The 20440-nt window shown below is 38.2% G+C and carries 19 protein-coding genes; 3 read left to right on the top strand and 16 right to left on the bottom strand.

Annotated elements, in window-relative coordinates:
- Positions 1-13: 13 nt before the first annotated feature.
- The 11 genes from MKY09_RS01810 to MKY09_RS01760 all read right to left on the bottom strand — a co-directional run bounded on the left by MKY09_RS01810 (position 14) and on the right by MKY09_RS01760 (position 12147).
- The gene (locus tag MKY09_RS01810; protein ID WP_169360196.1) at positions 14-1606 is read right to left on the bottom strand and encodes an FAD-dependent oxidoreductase; all 1593 of its coding nucleotides are present in this window, start codon (positions 1604-1606) and stop codon (positions 14-16) included.
- 17 nt (positions 1607-1623) lie between these two features.
- On the bottom strand, positions 1624-3288 hold the full coding sequence (locus tag MKY09_RS01805; protein ID WP_342567427.1) for an alpha-glucuronidase family glycosyl hydrolase: 1665 nt from the start codon (positions 3286-3288) through the stop codon (positions 1624-1626).
- Positions 3289-3372: 84 nt separating this feature from the next.
- A complete protein-coding gene (locus tag MKY09_RS01800; protein WP_169360198.1) occupies positions 3373-4347 on the bottom strand; it encodes a Gfo/Idh/MocA family oxidoreductase in 975 nt (324 codons plus the stop codon).
- On the bottom strand, positions 4344-5030 hold the full coding sequence (locus MKY09_RS01795; protein ID WP_342567426.1) for a hypothetical protein: 687 nt from the start codon (positions 5028-5030) through the stop codon (positions 4344-4346). The genes MKY09_RS01800 and MKY09_RS01795 overlap by 4 nt, the downstream gene beginning before the upstream one ends.
- A gap of 13 nt (positions 5031-5043) precedes the next feature.
- Positions 5044-5886 carry a sugar phosphate isomerase/epimerase family protein gene (locus tag MKY09_RS01790; RefSeq protein WP_342567425.1) on the bottom strand — a complete coding sequence of 281 codons (843 nt, stop codon included), beginning with the start codon at positions 5884-5886 and terminating at the stop codon, positions 5044-5046.
- Positions 5887-5909: 23 nt separating this feature from the next.
- Positions 5910-6881 (bottom strand): alpha/beta fold hydrolase, encoded by a 972-nt coding sequence (locus MKY09_RS01785; protein WP_342567424.1) that lies wholly within the window; start codon positions 6879-6881, stop codon positions 5910-5912.
- Positions 6882-6918: 37 nt separating this feature from the next.
- Positions 6919-7971 carry a Gfo/Idh/MocA family oxidoreductase gene (locus tag MKY09_RS01780; RefSeq protein ID WP_298467728.1) on the bottom strand — a complete coding sequence of 351 codons (1053 nt, stop codon included), beginning with the start codon at positions 7969-7971 and terminating at the stop codon, positions 6919-6921.
- A gap of 33 nt (positions 7972-8004) precedes the next feature.
- Entirely contained in the window at positions 8005-9006 is a 1002-nt protein-coding gene (locus MKY09_RS01775) for a zinc-binding alcohol dehydrogenase (RefSeq protein WP_298467727.1), read from the bottom strand.
- Between the two features lie 42 nt (positions 9007-9048).
- Positions 9049-9852, bottom strand: a complete 804-nt coding sequence (locus tag MKY09_RS01770) for a carbohydrate ABC transporter permease (protein WP_169360204.1) — start codon at positions 9850-9852, stop codon at positions 9049-9051.
- A gap of 16 nt (positions 9853-9868) precedes the next feature.
- Complete coding sequence (locus MKY09_RS01765) at positions 9869-10765, bottom strand: sugar ABC transporter permease (protein ID WP_169360205.1); 897 nt, start codon at positions 10763-10765, stop codon at positions 9869-9871.
- Between the two features lie 119 nt (positions 10766-10884).
- The gene (locus tag MKY09_RS01760; protein WP_342567423.1) at positions 10885-12147 is read right to left on the bottom strand and encodes a sugar ABC transporter substrate-binding protein; all 1263 of its coding nucleotides are present in this window, start codon (positions 12145-12147) and stop codon (positions 10885-10887) included.
- A gap of 331 nt (positions 12148-12478) precedes the next feature.
- Between MKY09_RS01760 and MKY09_RS01755 the strand changes: the two genes are divergently transcribed.
- Positions 12479-13153, top strand: a complete 675-nt coding sequence (locus MKY09_RS01755; RefSeq protein WP_251556357.1) for a DUF624 domain-containing protein — start codon at positions 12479-12481, stop codon at positions 13151-13153.
- Positions 13154-13259: 106 nt separating this feature from the next.
- On the opposite strand, the gene MKY09_RS01750 is transcribed toward MKY09_RS01755, so the two are convergent.
- On the bottom strand, positions 13260-14417 hold the full coding sequence (locus tag MKY09_RS01750; protein WP_342567422.1) for a sugar ABC transporter substrate-binding protein: 1158 nt from the start codon (positions 14415-14417) through the stop codon (positions 13260-13262).
- Between the two features lie 313 nt (positions 14418-14730).
- Here MKY09_RS01750 and MKY09_RS01745 point away from each other — a divergent pair, with 313 nt between their 5' ends.
- Positions 14731-15648 (top strand): DMT family transporter, encoded by a 918-nt coding sequence (locus tag MKY09_RS01745; RefSeq protein ID WP_298467718.1) that lies wholly within the window; start codon positions 14731-14733, stop codon positions 15646-15648.
- A 26-nt stretch (positions 15649-15674) separates the two neighbouring features.
- On the opposite strand, the gene MKY09_RS01740 is transcribed toward MKY09_RS01745, so the two are convergent.
- Both MKY09_RS01740 and MKY09_RS01735 read right to left on the bottom strand, forming a co-directional pair.
- Positions 15675-15905, bottom strand: a complete 231-nt coding sequence (locus tag MKY09_RS01740; protein ID WP_251556353.1) for a hypothetical protein — start codon at positions 15903-15905, stop codon at positions 15675-15677.
- Between the two features lie 13 nt (positions 15906-15918).
- A complete protein-coding gene (locus tag MKY09_RS01735; RefSeq protein WP_298467712.1) occupies positions 15919-17175 on the bottom strand; it encodes a cytochrome P450 in 1257 nt (418 codons plus the stop codon).
- 544 nt (positions 17176-17719) lie between these two features.
- Here MKY09_RS01735 and MKY09_RS01730 point away from each other — a divergent pair.
- A complete protein-coding gene (locus tag MKY09_RS01730; RefSeq protein WP_298470759.1) occupies positions 17720-18349 on the top strand; it encodes a dienelactone hydrolase family protein in 630 nt (209 codons plus the stop codon).
- Between the two features lie 121 nt (positions 18350-18470).
- On the opposite strand, the gene nagB is transcribed toward MKY09_RS01730, so the two are convergent.
- Both nagB and nagA read right to left on the bottom strand, forming a co-directional pair.
- Positions 18471-19178: a glucosamine-6-phosphate deaminase gene (nagB, locus tag MKY09_RS01725; protein WP_298470761.1), complete on the bottom strand. Its 708-nt coding sequence runs from the start codon at positions 19176-19178 to the stop codon at positions 18471-18473.
- A gap of 1 nt (position 19179) precedes the next feature.
- Positions 19180-20352, bottom strand: a complete 1173-nt coding sequence (gene nagA / locus MKY09_RS01720; protein ID WP_298470757.1) for an N-acetylglucosamine-6-phosphate deacetylase — start codon at positions 20350-20352, stop codon at positions 19180-19182.
- Positions 20353-20440 lie beyond the last annotated feature (88 nt).

The raw sequence follows: 20440 nt of genomic DNA, 5'->3' as shown, positions 1-20440 counted from the left end.
GTCATCCTTTCTACTATTGTCCGAATGTCTCTTGCATACGTTTAATAGGGTCATCCTTCATGTCGCTACTCCATTCAACTACCTGGCTTACTTTCATCAGTTCTTGTTTTAGTTCCTGATAATCTATTTCTTGGACAGATGTATTATGCTTAATAGCTAAATTGGCTGCAACACTTGCAGATTGTCCAAGAATCATGAATACTGGCTCCATTCGTATAGATCCAAAAGCAATGTGAGAACTGGATAAACAAACTGGAACAAGCAAATTAGTACACTCCTCTACTTTTGGACGTATGGAGCGGTAGGATATCTCAAATGGAGAAATCGGGACCTGCACATCTCCCTCATTTACACATCTTCCATCAATCACCACACGTCGGCAGTTATGAGAATCCATATGGAAGGAAGCCAATCCAATTGGGTCTTCAACAAAGGATTGTCCAAGACAGTTATGGTCTGTCATGACGTAATCTGATATCATTCTTCTTGCTTCTCGGATGTATAATTGATGCGGCCAATGTCCCGTTTCCATAAATTCGTCCTTTGGTAGCCCCCAAGATGCTACTTCCTCACGGATTGACTGTGGGACTCGTTCATCATTAGATAAAAAATAGAGCATCCCAAGATCATAATTTACGTGGTCCTGAAAAATTTCCTCTCGTCTTTCGTAGCTACCCTCTGGCCATTCATAATTCTTACCAATATTATCAGTGGAGATTGCACCGTGGTTATTTAAATCCGATTTGTCATTTGGGAGTGGAGTATGTAGCTTCATAGCATCCCACACGCCCGACTTAATATAGCGTAATAAAAGCTCATAACGCTGAGGTTCATAGTTAGGGGGTTTTGGAAAAGAAATTCGATTTTTAGGGTTATTTGTTAAACAAATTCGAAAGTTATAGGCTTGAATCCGATGATCCCCCTGTCCCTGGTATCCTAGAGACTCTTTACTATCTACACTTATACCTGGTAATAGTCCACTGTCCTCCTGACCCTCTATCTTATACGGGTCAATCCACTTCTCAAATTTATGATGTGGTGCACCAAATTGAACGCCATTATAGATTTCCTTATAAGTGGCATTCGACTCTCTACCTACAAAATAGGAAACGTCCGCTAGCGCAAGTAAGTCTCCCTCATAGCTACAATCCATAAAGATTTTACCTTTAAATCTATTACCACTCTCCATAATGATTTCATTTATTTTCCCATCCTCTTTAAGGACTTTTTGTAAATGCTCATTAAGAAATACAGGAATATCGTACTTATCCATCCATGAGGCAAATATAGATTGTGCAGCCTTAGGTTCGAATCTCCATTGTTTTTCCTTATGGTAGTATTTAGCTACCTCTTCGTAAAACTCCTTAGCAAGTCCACCAATTGCCTTTTCAGCACCAAGATCTGTTGCTCCTAACCCACTGGCAGTCATTCCCCCGATATTTCGGCTAAATTCTACTACTGCAACAGTCAATCCGTTTCGACGAGCCTGAACAGCTGCCGTCAAGCCAGCGGGAGTTGCACCGTAGATGATTAGGTCTTTCTCCACAATTTTAGATTCTTTATTTTTTGGTGTAGGCTTGTAATAGTAAAGTTTTTTAAAATTCATTCGCTTCCCTCCTTCTCTTATTTCTCGTTCCATTCTTTTAGAGTTCTTGCAGCTACTGTTTTTAAAAAATAGAAGTATATGTTGGCTAATTCTGTTGGTGTATAAGATTGAGGAACATCTTTCGATTGAGTAGAGAGCAGCCTTTCTGTCTCTTCAAAATCCGTCTGACCAAGATGCTTACCGATCTCGTTTAGAAAGCATACAACCCCCTGCCGTTCTGCCGTATCTGTAATCTTTTCTGGATCGACGACTCTAGCTGGAAATAGTGGTACATTCCATTTAGTATGAGGAGAGATTATTTCTTCTAAAAAGAGAAATGCTTCTTTAATCTGTGTCGAATCAGAAGCATAGATCTGAAAATATTGTTCTAGAGACTCACTTAAACTCTGTCCCCAAACAAGCTTCGTATATATATAATTATTAAAATGTTGGGCCCACATCCATGGGTAACTTTTGTCTAATTCCGTAGAGTGGTCTTTCACATGTGGCGGGACAATGAGATTTAAAATTCCCGCTACGTTTTGACGTCGATAATCCCTTACGTCTTCATCAATTCTTTTTGCCAGAGGTGGGAATAGCTCACTTAGCATGAAATGGTCGCTATAATATTCTAAAACGGTTAGATTTCTACCATTCTGTGTGGCTCCCGCGTTCCAATCCTTTAATGAATGATTAGCTCTTTGCTGATTAATCTCCTGTGATTCTATACTTTCTGCGTAATTTCTTCCCCAGTATGCAAATAGAATATCAACTTCTGACGAGATATTCGTGTTATTGTCGCGTTCTAGCATGCTCCACGAAAGTCCAGCGTTGTAGACTATATGCTCTACCTCTACCTGCAGCCCACTTCTCTTTAAGTATTTATTTAAATTTTCAGTAAATAAAATGTAACTCGACATAAAGTCACTGGCGTTTTTCTCTCCAATACCAACATCCTCTGGCCATAAGGATATTCTAGAAATCACCTCATTCTCTTTACAAATGGCTACAATTTTTTGGATGACCTTCTCCTGTATTATCTTATCTCTTGTAAAGAATTGAATATTTTCTTGCTTAGCACTCTGAATACCTATCTCGTTTAATAAAAATTGAAGTGAATGGCCGCCTAATGTTACCTTTACTCCTCTTTTTTTTAAGGTCGGAGCTACATACCTTTTTACTTTTTCCCATAAAAAGAAAGTAAAAAAATATTCATTATGGCCATTCTTTACTCCCCAATCTATTAACGAGTTAATAAATGTTGAGTTATCAATGGTTTCAATAATATTTCCTCTTCTTTGAAAAGTAGGATTAAAGGTAGAAAGCTCTTCTTGCTCTTGAAGCGGCGCTTGAAATATTTCTTCTTGGTCCAACTGAGTCCATCTGTAGCCTAAAACCATTTCACAATACTTATAAACTCCATATAAAACAGAGCGTGGCTCCTCCCCAATAATCCATGTATGATGACCTTGTTTTACTATGGCAAAGCCATCTAGGTTTAATTCCACAGATAGCTTGGAATTAATCGATAATGATTGGTATCGTTCTCTCGTAATTAATAAAATTTGATGATCATCGCTATCTTTAAAGCATTCAACAAGTTGCAAGGAGCCTTCGATACCGGCTTTTTCTAACAGCCTTTTTAACTCTCCTCCTGCAAATAGAATTGGCTCTTGTTTGCTAAAGTAAGTAATCAAATTCATAATATCACTGCCTTTTAGATTAATATCTTGATTTCTAGCTACAGTAAAAGGCCCATGTTCTTCTAGACACGTGCCTGTAGAATTCTATAATTTAATTGGTTGCTTTAATTTACTAGACTCATATGCAGCCAAGGCAACTTCAAGCGACTTTAAACCATCATAGCCAGTAACCGATGGCTCTCTTCCTTCTTTTACACATTGAACAAAATCTTGTACTAACCCAAAATCCATATCATTTCCATAGAAAACGTGTTCAAGAGATTTTTCTCCACTAACAAACATACGGAAATGCTCCTTGAAGGCATCTACCTTAACTATTTGCTTGGTACCAATTACTTCAATCGTTGCATCACCCCAAGTGGGATATTGAGCAAATCTTGACCAGCTAGGATCATGAGAAGCAATTACACCGTTTGCAAATTCTAACGTAAGCAGACCCGCATCATCTATTGCAATATCATGATAATAGGAGTCAACTATAGCAGACACTTCTGAAACTTCCTGCCCTATATACCAACGCATTATATCTACCATATGTACCGTATGATCTAGCACTGCTCCTCCTCCAGCCGCTTCTTCTTCTATAAACCAACCACCAGGGTTTTGTCCTCTATTAGTGGTACGAAAAGCAATAATCTCTCCTAGCTCTCCTTTATCAATTAACTCTTTTAAATGGCGGATTGGAGTACTAAATCTTACGGGGTAAGCTATTTGCAAAATGACCGACTGCTCTTTACATACTTCAATCATTTCCTTTGCATCCTCTATATTAGTAGCAATTGGCTTTTCACATAAAATATGCTTTTTAGCCTTAGCTGCATTGATTACCATCTCTTTATGTCGATTATTTTCGCTACAAACGATCACTGCATCCATGTCTAAGGAGAGAAATTCCTCTTGATTGTTAAAATAGGGCGCACCAAACAAAGCAGCTGCCTGTTGCCCTCTCTCTGCCGACTCATCAAAGATACCAACAATCTGCACGTCTTTCATTTTTGTTAGAGCGTTCGCGTAACTGTTTGCATGCATATGAGCAAAACTCATCATACCTATTTTCATATAAGTGTACCTCCAGCTATGAAATCCCGATAGAATTTCACTTTTTCAATCAGTACAGCATCTACCTTTTTTGCAGAGCGCAATACATCATCTGCATTGTATTGTAATGGAAGAAGCTGACCGTTCAACTCCTCACTATCAAATTCAACAATACGCTTCATTCCACTCCATTCCACTTCAACTCGTTCCACATTTGCAATCGTAAATTCGACATGGGCCATGGCTCCACTTTCAAAACGGATCATGAGAATCATATGACTTATACCAGAATCTCGCTTAGACCTTTTTATTTGTCTCACTATAGGTTCACCAAATAATAAGGAAAGTACATAGAGGTCTCCTGCCATAACATCTAGGTTATACTCTCTTACCATTCTTCGAAAACGAAATACGCCATTTGCCTTGCTGCCATTCTCTATTACTTCTTTTATTTTTTTGTAGAAAGGATAACACTCTAATTCAAAATATACCTTGGCGTCACTATCCTCATTCACATAACTAAGTAAGTCTGCTGGAATGAAAATATTATATCCACTTTTCTCTAGAGCTCTTAAGTTTTTCTCTGTAGCGTCCATAACAAACGAGCCTTGTTCACCGTTAATCTCCACTAGCTTTTCAACAGACTGAAGCCTACTTGCCTGTCCTAGCTCCACTTCAGTAAAATCACCTAAAATAATACTCATGATTAATCACTCCTCAATTCAACAGCTTTCTAAGTCGACGCACGGCCTCTTCGTTAGCAAGCTTCGCATCCTCAAAGCCTTCATATTCAATAGAAAGCCAACCCTGGTAATCCTGTTTTTTAAGTCCTTCCACGATATAAGTTAAATCTACTTTCCCGTCACCTGGGATCACCCCGATTAGCTCTTTTCCTTCCGTTGAACGAAAGCCTTTTACGGTTTCATGAACTTCCTTCTCTCTGAAATCCTTAAAGTGAACATGAGCTATTTCAGTCTTAAGCCGGTCAAATGCCTTCGTAGGTTCTTCGTGGACTAATAAAAAATTCCCCGTATCAAAGGTAGATTTCACATATGGACTGTTGACTGCTTTAATAATTTCCTGAATCTGCTGACTTTTTCCCGCTAAAAGACCATGATTTTCAATAGCCAACACTATCTTTTCCTGTTCAGCTACCTTTGCACTTTCCTTCAAGCCCTCGATGATCCAATCAAAACAATCTTCATAGATAAGGCCCTCTCTAATATCTCCACAAAAAACACGAACTGTATTAGCATCCAAAGCCTTGGCGACACGAATGCCTTCTACTACTTTCTCAACTTCCGCTTTTCGTTCTGTCTTGTTTTGATGAACAAAGTTATTTGTAATATCATAAGCTGATACTTCTAGATTGGTTTTGTGCAGTTTCTCGACAACTTTCTGTATCTCTTCATCCTTGTTAACAGGATTTTGCCAGTAAATATCTAAAAGCTCTACGCCATCCAAAGAAATATTTTTGGCATAATTAATGAAATCTGAAACTGACCAATTCTCTCCTCGAAGAGTGGAGGCTAAGCTATACATACTTATACTAACTTTCATTTGTTCCCCTCCTATCTATCCCTTCAGCTCCAATACTTTCTGACAAAAGCTAACTTCTTTTCTTCATGAAAAGGGTTAACCTCATGTGCATATTGAGGGTAGACTTCTATTTCCTTACTTTTTGTTTGTAAATGGTTATAGGCTGCAAAGACAGTTGATGGTGGTGTTACAGAATCCTCTAATCCAATAGACATTAGGGTCGGACAATTAATCGATTCACAGAAATGGACACAATCAATATAGCCAAGTGTATTCATCAATGTTTCATAGCTGTCATATTGTGGGTCTGTATACTTGAAATAGTTGATAAATTCCATGTACGGCCCAGCCAAAGACACCTCTAAGGCTCTTTCAAAATTTGCGAGGAATGGATAATCAGAGACTACTAGTTCTATCCTTCGATCCAATCCTGCAATTGCTAAGGCTAAGCCCCCTCCTTGAGAGCTTCCTACAACGCCTAGTTTTGTTGGGTTAAAAAGAGCCTCCGGTGAATTAATCCATTCAAGCTGTAATAGTAAATCCTTAAGCACATTCGTATAATAATAATTATCTGGATCATGGATACCATTTAGCATCCAACCAAGACTTCTACTTCCATTATTGTATTTAGCGTAGTCCGGTGAGCTTCCTTGCGCTCGAACATCAAAGGCATACACAGCTATCCCCATAGAAATCCACTTTAAATAGTCTAAGGGCAGTCCACGGCTACCTGTATATCCATGGATATTTAATATAACAGGACATCGTTCAACACCTTTAGGCTTAATAGCCCATCCTTTTAATGGTGTCCCATCCCAGCTTTCGAACACCAAATCTGCTACCTCCATAGTGGGAATCACGTAATCCTTCCAAACAACTGTGACATTTGGTTGGATATTGCTTATTTTCTTCTTTTGTCCTTCCCAAAACACCTGAAAGTCTACCGGCTTATGAATAAGCTTTGGCTGGTATTCCTTTAAATGGTTTAAAGAATAGTCTCCAATTTGTCTACCCAAATCGATTTAGCTCCTCCTTTCTAAGCAAACTTTGTCCTTACAAATAAACTTCTTTACCTGTTTGAGCAGATTCATAAATAGCATTCAACATTTTCATTACTTCGACCCCATCTTCAACAGGTGCAACAGGTGATTTCCCATCTAAGCAGCATTCTACAAAATGGTTTATCTCATTAGTAAAAGAGCCTGCAAAGTCAAAGCTTTTGTTGTCAACCTGCGGAAGAATATTTAAGATCGTATCGTTCTGCTCCGTCACAATAATTAGCTCTGGTTCTATTTCAGCTCCTCCTTTGTCTCCAAACAATTTAACACTTACTTGATCCTCTTTTGCCTGAAGCGTAAAGCTTACATCTACCGCCAAAGATGCACCGTTTTCAAAACGAATTAATCCATTTGCTAAATCTTCCACGTTATTTAAAGAAGAGTCGTAGTCAGCTGCCTTGTAAAAGGAAAGATTTTTGACATTACTTCGATTACCGAGTTTGGAATACGTGTTGCCACTGACAGAAACTGGTCTAGGCCTCCCCATCAAAAACCAGCAAAGATCTATCATGTGAACGCCTAAATCCATAAGGGCTCCTCCCCCAGATTTAGATTTATCACTAAACCAGCCACCTGGATTTCCTAGCCTTCTTAAACAAGATGCTTTTGCATAATAGATTTCCCCCAAATAATCCTGGTCGATGAATTGTTTTAAGATATTAGAGTTGTTACCATGTCTTCTAACAAATCCGACGAGTAAAACTTTACCGGACTTTACTACTGCAGCCTCGACTGCCAACGCCTCTTCGACCGTCATGCATAAGGGCTTTTCCACTAATACATGCTTCCCTGCTTCCAGTGCAGCAATAGCAATTTCAGCATGTGTATTGTTCCATGTACAAATGCTTACTGCATCTACGTCTTTGTTAGCTAATAGATCTTTATAGTTGGTATACATATGAGTAACACCATATTGATGGCCACATTCCGTAAGTCTTTGTTCATTTTGATCGCATAATGCCACTAGCTCCACCCGGTTATGTAGAATATAAGGGGTAATATGAAATTGTGAAATAGAGCCTCCACCAATCACGCCAACCTTCAACATTAACATGCTCCTCTCCAGTTATAAAACTACTTCCTAACGAAAACGTATTAGCTTCGTCAGGGTTTTAGATTTCTTGTCAGTCAAATCTTTATATGCAGCTGGCGCCTGATCTATGTTCACTTCTTCCGTTATAAATGAATTAATCTTAATACGCTTTTCATTCACTAATCTTAAATATTCAGCTACATTTCTTCCCTCTGTCCAACGCACATATCCATAAGGATAATCCACTGCCTGCTTTTCATAGACAGGATCATATCTCCCTGGTCCACCTGCTCTAGAGATGAGAATTTGAGCTTCCTTCCCAAACATTAACTCTCGTGGAAAGTCCGGCTCAATATCTCCTACAATAACGACCTTTCCTTGGTTGCGTATCCACTCCAAGCTTTGACCAGTAAGCGTTGACCGTTTGCCTCCCGCACAAAGCAATACAGCGTCTGCTCCTCGGTTGAATGTACGTACATTAATCTCTTCTTTCATGTCCTCTAAATTCGAAAAGGAGGTAATTCCTGATTCTTCTTTTAACATAGCTCCTCTTTCAGCTTGTACATCGTATGCAAGAACATCATAGGCAGCAGCATGAGCTATCTTTGCAATCATCTGCCCTAACAATCCAAGCCCAACAATCACCACTGTTTCTCCAAATGCTAATTTCGCTTTTCGAAGTGCATGAATAGCTATTGCTCCGATTCCAGCGAGGGCAGCTTCTTTTGGATCCATACCATTTGGAACCTTGGCACATAAGGTGGTTGGTACACATAAATACTCAGAATGCCCCACGTAGGGTGCACCGTAGCAAGCAACTATATCTCCTTCTTGAAAATCAGTGATTCCGTTCCCGCATTCCTCAACAATACCAACAGCACTATACCCTAATGAAATCTCTCGGGAATTGCTCGCTGATATTAAACTCAACTCAGTTCCGGGAGATATAGCGCTATACAACGTTTTGATCATAAGATAGGAAGGTAAAATATCCATTTTAGGCCTTTCTTCTATATAAACCATTTGATCTTTAGCAATAACTGACTTCACTTCAATCGCTCCTTACATCAAAACCTATTTGGTTAGAATTCATCATTTCAAACCTGACATTTGAATTCCCTCTGTAAAATATCGTTGGAAGAATAGGAAAATAAGAAAAGTCGGTATAAAAGAAACTGCTGAACCTGCCATTTCTATCCCAAAGTTTCCTTCCTTCCCTAACATCGAAGCCAAGCCAAGTGTTACTGGGAACATTTTTTCCTGAGTTAAATAAATTAGTGGCTGAAATAAATCGTTCCAGTTGGAGATAAAGGCAAAAGTTCCAACTGTAGCGACTACCGGAATAGAGAGAGGTAAAATAACTTTAAAGAATATCTGTAAATCATTTGCCCCGTCTATATATGCAGCCTCTTCTAAATCATTTGGTATTCCCTGTAGAAACTGTCTTACTAGGAAAACCCCCATAATTCCCCAGAGCTCTGGAACAATAAGCGCCCAATAGGTATTGATCCATCCAAAGTCAGAGAACATAATATATTTTGGTATGATCAACAATTGTTGAGGAATCATAATAACCCCCATAAACACCCAAAATATAACCTCTCTCCCAAAGAATTTTTTCTTTGCGAAAATATAACCTAGGATTGCACAAAAAATCATCTGACTAGCTACGGGTATCACAGTAATAACAACGGAGTTAAAAATCCACCGGAGAAATTGGCCATCTCTCATAATATAAAAGTAGTTTTTTAGAGTTGGTTCATCTGGAATCCAAAAAAGCGGGTCTAATTGTGCATATTCTACATTTTTAAAAGACCCTAAAATCATAATGATAAAGGGCATTAGAAAACAAAAACCCAATATAAACAAAGCAACATAGGAAATTACCTTTTTCAAACACTTTCATCCCCTTCTAGTAGAGATTAGACTCTTTCCCTAAAAATCTTCTTTGTAAGAGCGAGATCATTAGGATGATGAAGAATAGCACATAGGAAAGTACTGCAGCATAGCTTAAATTCAGGCTAGTAAAGCCTTGATTGTATAAGTAATAAACAATAGTCGTTGTTGCATAGTTTGGTCCTCCACCTGTTAGCAAGTAAGCTGAGTCAAAAATTTGGAACGACCCAATAGTAGTAGTGATCGCTACATAAAAATGAATAGGCTTCAATAGAGGAAAAGTTACTTTCCAAAAGATTTTACTTGTCGATGCGCCATCCATTTTAGCCGCCTCATATAGCCCCTTGTCTATCGATTGGAGACCAGCGAAGTAATAAATCATAGTGCTCCCGGCAACCTTAAAGACACTTAATGCGGCTAAAACAGGTAAAGCCTGACTAGAATCAGATAAGAATAGCTGAGGCTCAATACCGATGAGCCCTATTAGATAGTTAATCATTCCTTCCTCTGTCCCTCTGAATAACCATCCCCATATGCCAGCGATAATTACAAAAGATGTGACAACAGGTAAAAAGAAAATCCCTTTAAAAAATCCAGCCATCTTAACACCCGAATTAATAATTAAGGCTAGTATTAAGCCCACTGCCATTGTCGGGACAATATAATAAACTGAAAACATCACTGTATTCCATAAGGCCTTCCACGCAATACTATCGCTTAAAAAGTATTTCCAATGCTTAAGCCCTACAAATTCTGGATCACCAATTACCTTCCAATCCATGAATGTTAAATAAAAGCTTAAAAGGAATGGGTACACTTGGAAAATAGCAAAATGTATTAAGATCGGAATAAGAAAAATATAGACGATTGCATTACGATCCCATTGTCTTTTTAATCTAGCCCTTAGCGTCATCCCATTTTTCTTGGACGCTAAAGGTTTACCTATTGTATTTACCAGTGTAAACACCCTTTCATATGTAGATTAATCATATAGAGAGCTTGATCTGTCAAAGACCAAACTCCCTATTAGATTTACTTTACTTTTCCTTTAATTGCTTCAGCAGCTGCATCAGCAGCCTCTTTTGGAGTTTTCTTGCCTTCCATCATCGTTTGAAGCTCCGCTTGAATCAAAGGCATAATGTTGCGTCCCTCTGGGTGTATAACTCCTGGTAAAGCAAACTCAGTATAAGTCGCTAGCTGAGCTAAATATTTTTGCTCTTCAAAGATATCCTTTGCAGATTCACGCGTTGGAATATACTGAGTAACCTGATTAAATTTACGTTGGTTTTCAGCATTCGTCATAACTTTTACAAATTCAGCTGCTGCATCTGGATTCTCAGAGTTAATAGGCACTACGAACATACCAGTAGTTCCATACGTAACTTGTTTTTTGTTCTTTAAAGGTGGTGCAATAACAAATTCAAATGTGTCTTTACTTAACATACGGCTAATAGATGCTCCAGATCCTTGGACAGAAAGCAGTTTACCACCGTCCCATAAAGCATCATGCTCTAATGCGGTAATAGAATCCTTTGGAATCCACTCGTTTTTATACATTTTGTTGATAAACTCGAACGCTTCTACACCAGCATCACTGTTAATCTTTACTTCATTGTCTGCTGTAAGTACTTCTCCACCAGCCTGCCAAAGATATGGATATAATGTACCGTTCATAGAACCTCCACCTTGGAAGCTAGATGCGTAATACCCTTTTGCTTTTGCTTTTTCTGCCCATTTCTCAAACTCTTCCCATGTTGCTGGCAGTTTGGATGGATCTTCACCGATTTCCTTGATAATATCTACATTGTAAAGGAAGGTATAAGCTTCTTGTAGAATAGGTAAACCGTATACTTTATCCTTCCATGTAGTGGAAACTAGAGCACTTTCAACAAAGTCCTCCATATCGTTGTCCTTTAAATATGGGCTAAGATCCGTTAGCATCCCTGCTTCGGCATATTGTGGCATTTGGTCAGGGATAGCATAAAATACATCCGGACCATTGTTAGCAGCTAAAGCAGTAAGAACCTTTTGGTCACGATTTGCCCAAGGAATTTGCTCAAAGTTGACCTTTACTCCTGTAGCCTCTTCGTAAGAAGCAATAATTTCATCCCACATTTTACCTTCAACTTCCTGATCCCCTGTATACGGATGTGCCCAAACAGTTATTTCTCCTGAAAAACCATCCTTTCCAGCTTCTCCAGACGTTTCTATTTTTTCCCCTGCCTCATCATCACTACAAGCTACCATTAAGGCACTAAATACTAACAATATTAAAAATAACCACAGCTTTTTCATATATTTACCCCTTCCCCTTTTTAAAATATGTTGTTTGGATTAATAACTGTTGCTTAATTACTAAATCCCTCCTCCTAATAAACTGCTCTGGCTCGTTCTTTCTCCGTAACGTCTCCAACATTCACAGATATAAATTGTAAAAACTTCGAGTACATTTTTAAGAAAGCGCTATCAAGTTCAAATTATAAAACTATTTACTTTCTTAATAGCCTAAAATATACTGAAATTACAAAATAATAAGTTAACTTTTATTTATCTTATATGATTAACAATAAAGAGACAATGTCTATAAATAGTCTTTAATTAATAGACTTCTGTTTGAGAGGAGAAAATGAAGCTGAACTGGGATAATTTTAATAAAGTTGCATATTGGATGTTGTCACTAATTTACTTGAATTTATTGTGGATTATGTTCACTGTTTTAGGCTTAGGGATTTTAGGTCTATTCCCTTCCACTGTCGCATTATTTGGGGTTGTAAGATTGATGATCATGAAGGAAGGCAAAGAACCATTTAAAGTCTTTCAATCTTTTTGGAGAATCTTTAAAAAAGACTTCTGGAAAGCAAATAGTTTTGGCTTATTTTTTGCTTTCATTTGTTATTTTTTAATTTTTGACTTTCAATTTGTTCAATTAAGTAATGGCCAATTTAATTTTTTATTACCTGCTCTATTTTTCATCCTAATCTCTAGTATTCTTACACTACTATTTTTCTTTCCTGTTTATGTTCATTTTGAGCTAAAATACTTTCAATACATAAAACAGTCGTTTCTCATTGCTATTACGTCTCCCTTAGAGCTTTTTGGCATCTTAGCAAGTACATTAGCTATGTACTTTTTTCTAACATTTTTACCTGGAGCCATACCACTTTTCTCAGGAAGCCTTCTAGCCTATGCAATAACCGTTTTAAGTTTTAGAGCCTTTAGAAGAATTGAGCAAAAACAAAAAGTACAACAAGAAAAACCATTAGTTAGTAAAGACATGTTGGTTGAGGACCTGAAATCTTAAAAAAGAGAGCGGGATCTATTCTTTAGATCACGCTCTCTTTTCTTGTTACTTTAGCTTTCCTTCAATAGCTTTGGCTGCTGCATCTGCCGCTTCTTTAGGAGTTTTCTTACCTTCTAAGTTCTGCTTGTATTAACGGCATAATACTACGCCCTTCCGGATGAATGACTCCTGACTGTGTAAACTCCGTGTAAGAAGCTAATTGGGCGAGATATTTTTGATCGTCATAAATATCTTTTGCTGACTCTCTAGTAGGAATGAATTGAGTTTCTCTATTAAATTTCCTTTGGTTTTCAGCATTTGTAATTACTTTAATAAACTCTGCAGCTGCATCCTTATTATCTGAATTTACCGGAACAACAAACATGCCAGTGGTACCATAGGTAGCTTGTTTTTTATTCTTTAATGGCGGAGCAATGACAAACTCAAAAGTCTCTTTTTCTAGCATTCTACTTACTGATTTTCCTGCTCCTTGAATAGATAACAGTTTTCCGCTATCCCATAAGGCATCATGGTCTAAGGCAGTAATCGAATCCTGCGGAATCCAACCATTACTATATAATTTGTTAATAAATTCAAATGCCTCTACGCCACTTTCATTATTAATCATTACTTTATTGTCTTCCGTTAGTATTTCACCGCCAGCCTGCCATAAATAAGGATACAGAGTACCATTCATTGAGCCTCCTCCTTGGAAGCTAGAAGCATAATAACCTTTTTCTTTAGCTTTAGCTGCCCATTCTTCAAACTCTTCCCACGTAGTTGGAAGCTTGGAAGGATCTTCCCCAATCGCTTTCACAACTTCAACGTTGTACATAAAGGTTTCGACTGATTGTAATATCGGCACACCATACATTTTCCCCTTCCACTTAGTTGGAACCAGGGAGCTTTCCACAAAATCGTCCATATCGTTGTTTTCCATGTAAGGGCTAAGGTCAACTAGCATTCCCGCTTCAGCATATTGAGGCATTTGGTCAGGGATGGCATAAAATACATCTGGACCATTATTTGCTGCAAGTGCAGTCAATATTTTTTGATCTCGATTAGCCCAAGGAATTTGTTGGAAGTTAACCTTCACACCAGAGGCATCTTCATAAGAAGCGATTAACTCCTTCCACATTTCCCCTTCCTTATCCTGATTGTCCGTGTACGGATGAGCCCATACAGTTATTTCCCCTTTACTTTGAGAATCCGTTGTTCCAGTATCATCACTACAACCAACCATCAGTAACCCACTTACCAGCAATAAAAAAAATAACTTTTTCAATTGACCTACCCCTTCGATTTGTTTTCTAGCTGCTCTTCTCTTTTCGATTCTGCTTCTAGTTCACCCCTTTCGAAATAATAAGGACTTTTTTCCAATTATGTAAAATGTAAATCATTTAGTTACTTAATAGTATATGACTGATATGAAAGAGACAATGTCGTAATATAGTCTCTAATTTTCTACACAATGGGTATTTTTTTATTTTGTGTGCCAAATAGCTGTCGTCATGTTGTTTAAATTTCATATATGTTGTAAGATTCATTAGTTATATTAAAATAAAGAATCTTACAACATAAGGCTCGGTGAATGATAGATGAATACAAAAGCTTTTTTTCTCGCAATTATGACTGTAGCTATCTGGGGATCTTCTTTTGCAGCGATTAGTGCAAGTTTAAATGGAGGCTTTCCTCCGGGTCACTTATCTTTATATAGATTTTTGATAGCCTCACTTATTTTTGCTGTTGTTGCATTCTGGCCAGGAAGTAAATTTAAACTTCCTGAGAAAAGTGACATATGGAAAATATTAATATTAGGGTGGATTGGTATTAGCCTCTACCATGTTTGCGTGACATTTGGACAAATGACCATTTCTGCAGGGACGGCAGGTATGCTTATCGGTTCTGCACCAATTGTTACCACTGTGATGGCTGTCGTTATATTAAATGAACGACTAGGAAAAGTAGGTTGGGTAGGATTAGGGTTTGGATTTGTTGGAATAATACTTATCGCTTTAGGGACTGGAGACTCATCCTTTGATATCTCTCCGGGAGTATTCCTAGTTCTAACTGCAGCCATTGCCACTTCTATTTTTTTCGTATATCAAAAGCCTTTATTTAAGAAATATAGCGCTATTGAGCTTACTGCTTACTTTACTTGGGCTGGTACTGTACCATTTCTCTTTTTTTCACCTGGACTATTCGATACTCTTCAAAACGCAACTGTAGAAGCAAATCTATCTGCAATTTACATTGGTATATTTCCTACAGCATTAGCCTACCTTACTTGGGCAATAGCGTTATCTAAGAGCAATGCCAGCTCTATTTCCAATACATTATACGCAGAGCCAGTTGTTGCTATAATTATTACTTGGATTTGGCTTCATGAGCTTCCTTCTCCACTTTCTATTGTTGGTGGGACCATTGCAATAAGCAGCTTATTACTCGTTAACTTGTATGGAAAGAAACAGCGGCTTACCTTAAAGCAAGAAAATACAGCCAAAAATCACATATGAAAAAAGGTACCCATGAAGACTATGCTTCATTTGGGTACCTTTTTACTTTTATCTATACGATGGTATTCAGACAGTTGGGTTACACGGACATTCTTCGTATTCAATTCATGGTAGATGCCTCTACTATCCCAAAAGGAAATAAACTGATCCCTTTCATTTCGGATCAGACTTTCCGCTTCCTCCAATGATTCTAAGTGAATAAACCTTCTTATATAGTGGTTTTCATCAAAGAAGTAAGTGATCTTAAATTCTTTCATCTTTAGTCTCCTATTATTGCTTGCTTTTTACATTGGCCATTATAACCTTACTATGTGGAAGACTTGGTATACTTACCATGCTATAGCTTAAATCCTGATTTGGAAGGTCGTACTCTAGCTTATTTGCAAGATATTGAAGGCTCACCTTCATTACTTCAATAGTTACCCATTCTCCTGCACAGCGATGACCCATATTGAAATCTCCACCACCTTGAGGTATAAAGCTAAATGGGCTCTCGTCCCACTGTGCAAAACGATCGGGATTGAAAATTTCTGGGTTGTCCCATAGATGAGGATCATGGTTGGTTCCATACAAGTCTAATAACGTTAAGGTTCCTTCTTCAAATTGAAAATCGTTCCAGATAAAGTCTTTTTTCACTCTAGCGATTGTCGCAGGGAAAAAAGGATAAAATCTTCTGACCTCCTGTACAAACATTTGAAGGAATTCGTCTTCTTTTAAAAGTTTCGGTTTATTTTCAGGATATTGATGCACGGCCAAGCCGGTGAAGGTAATATAAACGGAGATTGCTACAATTGGTCTAATAATATTCAACACTTCTACAGCAACTATTTCTTTATCTAATAGCTTGCCATCTATGTCCTTATGAAAGGAAAAACTGTTGAGAGCAGTTCCCTCTGGTGGCTGTAGCTCGCTATTTCTTACTTGTTCCACCAGCTCTCCAATCCAATCCTCTAATTCTTTTCTAGCGTGCCTTCCCATCCAATGTTCAGGTCCTAGCGCAGAAGCAGACTCAAATAATTTAGTCAGCTGCTCTGTACGTTTTTTTACTTCGCCCTCATTTAAAGGCACCCCTGCCCATTCACATGCCAGCTTACATAATAATTCTCTCGATTCATCATATAGAACGACTTGGTCTTTCTGTTCCCATTCTCTACTTTTGATATCCCAATTTTTTTGAGTAAGACGGTTTAAACGCTCTAGATGATTTGGCGTCATGATAGACATGAACATCCCTTTTCTATTTCTATGCTCTTCCTCGTCCAATCCTTGAACTCCGCCTACTCCAAATAGTGTCTTTTGAAGTCTTTTTGGAGCTGCTCCCGTTCTTATGAACTTATCGTTATCATAGAAAAGCTTAGCCGCCTCTTCGCCACCCATACAGATCGCCTTCTGCCCCAGCAATCTTGTTTCAAAGATATTAGATGCAAAGCTTTTACGTCTATTCGCTAAAAACATATACCCCTCACGTAACAACGTGAGACTATGATCTAGACCCTCTTCCTTTGGCATCTGCCTTGAATTAGTCATTTAACCATCTCCTTATTTACTTATATTGTTTGTTTACTTTTCCCTTTTTAATCTGGTTAAAACAAGAAAAGCGCAATCGCCTATGTCTGCCCCGACAGGCAAATGGGAAAAAGCGAGGAGGCAGTTCCTCAGCCACCGGAGCTTTTATCCATTTGACCCGAGGGGCAAGGCGATGAAGCTAGACATCAAGAAAAGCGCAATCGCCTATGTCTGCCCCGACAGGCAAATGGGAAAAAGCGAGGAGGGAGCTCCTCAGCCACCGGAGCTTTTATCCATTTGACCCGAGGGGCAAGGCGATGGAGCTAGACATCAAGAAAAGCGGAATCGCCTATCACTGCCCAGACAGGCAAATGGAGAAAAGCGAGGAGGCAGTTCCTCAGCCACCGGTACTTTTATCCATTTGACCCCGAGGGGCAAGGCGTTCCACAGGTTCAGAACTTTATAATTTCCTAAACAACTAGAAAAGCTCTTTGCACTATCTTTTATCTTTAAATAAAGCATATGATAGAATGTATTTACTACAAGAAGGAAGGAAGTAGCTACTATGAAGTCACCTTTTACATATAAATATATAGCACCGACCACTAAAGGAAATGACCAGCCATCCCTTTTCTTATTTCATGGCATGGGCAGTAACGAAGAGGATTTGCTCCAGCTTGTAAAGGAATTTGAGGGAAGCCACCATATATTTAGTTTGCGTGGACCAATTGTATTTAACCCTGGATATGCATTTTTTACGATTGAGGAAGAGGGACGACCAGAAAGACAGGTTTTTGATAAGGTAGTAACTTACCTACACCAGTTTATTGCAGAGGCCGTACAGGAATATAGCTTAGATCAAAGTAAAATAAGTTTAGTCGGCTTTAGTCAGGGCGCTGTATTGGCACAGACAATAGCTCTTACTATGGGCGATGTAATAAAAGGAGTAGCTGCCCTAAGCGGTTATTTACCTGATTTTGTGAAAGAGGAATATAGAAAGCACCCTGTCGATCATTTGACTATGTTCATTTCGCACGGGGAATATGATTACGTAATTCCATCTCACTGGGGATTAGAAAGTAAAAATTATTTTGAGGAACTAGGAGCTAATGTTACATATAAAACATACGAGGACGGTCACGGAGTTGTTCCGGAAAATCAGCTTGATTTAGTTAATTTTATAAAACAATTGTAGAATAATCGTTTTTTTGCACATATATCAATCTCAATTGAAAAATGAAATTTATTCTTATTTAAAATGTTTGAGGAGATACTATATATCTTCCTCAAACATTTTTTTGATACTATATATATGTTTAACTTCCATAAATAATGGTTACATGAGGATGCTTTTTCAAACAGCTTGCCGGAAAATCCTCGGAGATGCCTTGTTCCTTAATGCGATTCAAAGTCTCTATTTTATTTTCACCAAAGGCTAATAACACAATCTGCTTAGCCATCATAATTGTTTCAATACCCATTGTAATGGCTAGCTCTGGGACTGATTTTCCTTCTGGAAAGTATTTAGCATTATCCTGTTTTGTTTTATCTGCAAGCTCGACAACATGTGTTCTTGACTGAAAAGACGTACCTGGCTCATTAAACCCAATGTGTCCATTAACACCAATCCCCAATAATTGAAGATCAATTCCGCCTTTTTGTTCAATCTGCTGCTCATAACGGGCACATTCCTTCTCTAAATTCGTTGCTAAGCCATCTGGAAGATAAACATTTTCTCTTGGAATGTTTACATGGTTAAATAGATGCTCCTGCATATATTTATGGTAGCTTGTAGCTTCCTCCGACCCGACCCCTACATATTCATCCAGGTTAAACGTACTTGCTTCTTCAAAAGAAATATCACCTTTTATGTAGCATTGCACCAATTCTTTATAAAAGCCTATCGGAGTACCTCCTGTTGCCAATCCTAATACACTATGTGGCTTTTCTCTTAATTGCTTTTCAAAAATAGTAGCTGCCATTTTACTCATTTCTTCGTAAGTTTTAACTTCCAACCATGTTATATTACCTTTGCTCATTAGAATAACTCAGCCTTCCTTTACAAAAAGTATATTGTATTTCAAAGGAGTTATTTAGCAATACAATGTCGGCATCCTTCCCAACTGCTAAACTCCCTTTTCGATCATCTATCCCTAATCTTTTTGCTGCATTTGTTGAGGTTATTTTGACTAACTCATGAAGCGGTAAATCAGTTAAATCTCGGATTTTCCGTACACCCTCATTCATTTTTAGCACACTTCCAGCTAATGTACCCGTTTTTAATGTAGCAGTTCGACCAACCACCTTGACCTCCTGATCGCCAAGTGAATAGTTTCCATCGGGAAGCCCTTTTGCTCGCATTGAATCAGTAATGAGGATGAGTCTATCCGGCCCAATCACCTTAAATACTAATCGAAGCATATCGTCTGATAAATGGATACCATCCGCAATAACTTCACAGAAAAGCATTTCATTCATGAATCCTGCTCCAACCATCCCAATTTCTCGATGGTGAACACCTGTCATAGCATTGGTAAAATGCGTTAGGTGTGTTAACCCATTTTGTACTGCATTATTAATGTCTTGATAGGATGCCTTCGAATGACCTGCGGAAGAAATAACTCCTTTCTCTTTTAAATATTGGATCATCTCAAAAGCTTCGTCGAGCTCAGGAGCCAATGTAACCACCTTCAAATTGCTTAGTTGTTCTCCAAACCAACTATTTAAACGATCAATGGAAGGCTTTTGTATATGCTGAACCGGCTGAGCCCCTGCCTGCTCGGGATGTATAAATGGCCCCTCCAAATGAAAGCCAAGCATCTCTGCTCCCTGATTTTCTATACCCTCCTCCAGGAATTGAGTGTTTACTTCTATCGATTGTTTAATTCGCTCTGATGAATGAGTAATAGTCGTTGCTAAAAAAGAAGTTGTTCCTTCTTGAGGCAAGTATTCGGCAATCTCTTTAGTAGCCTTGAGCTCTCCATCCATAAAATCAGCGCCAGCAGCGCCATGAATATGGATATCTATAAAACCAGGCATTGCAACATATCCCATACCATCAATGACTTCTCCAGTAAACTCTTCCATTGTACCTTCAGATATAGATGCTATCTTTCCATCAACAATTAAAATCTCCCCATCGATTATTTGGCCATCCTCTAAGCACATTTGAACGTTTTGAATACGGTAATTACTCATAGGCACACCTTCCTATAAAATAGATTTATTTTTAAATAAATTTAATATTTCTAAATAATCATATAATATAAACGTATAAAATTATACC

Origin of the sequence: Psychrobacillus sp. FSL K6-4046 (assembly GCF_038624605.1) — a bacterium.
GTDB lineage: Bacteria > Bacillota > Bacilli > Bacillales_A > Planococcaceae > Psychrobacillus.
The sequence above is the reverse complement of the archived record's forward strand: the minus strand, read 5'-3'. Positions and strand labels throughout refer to the sequence as shown.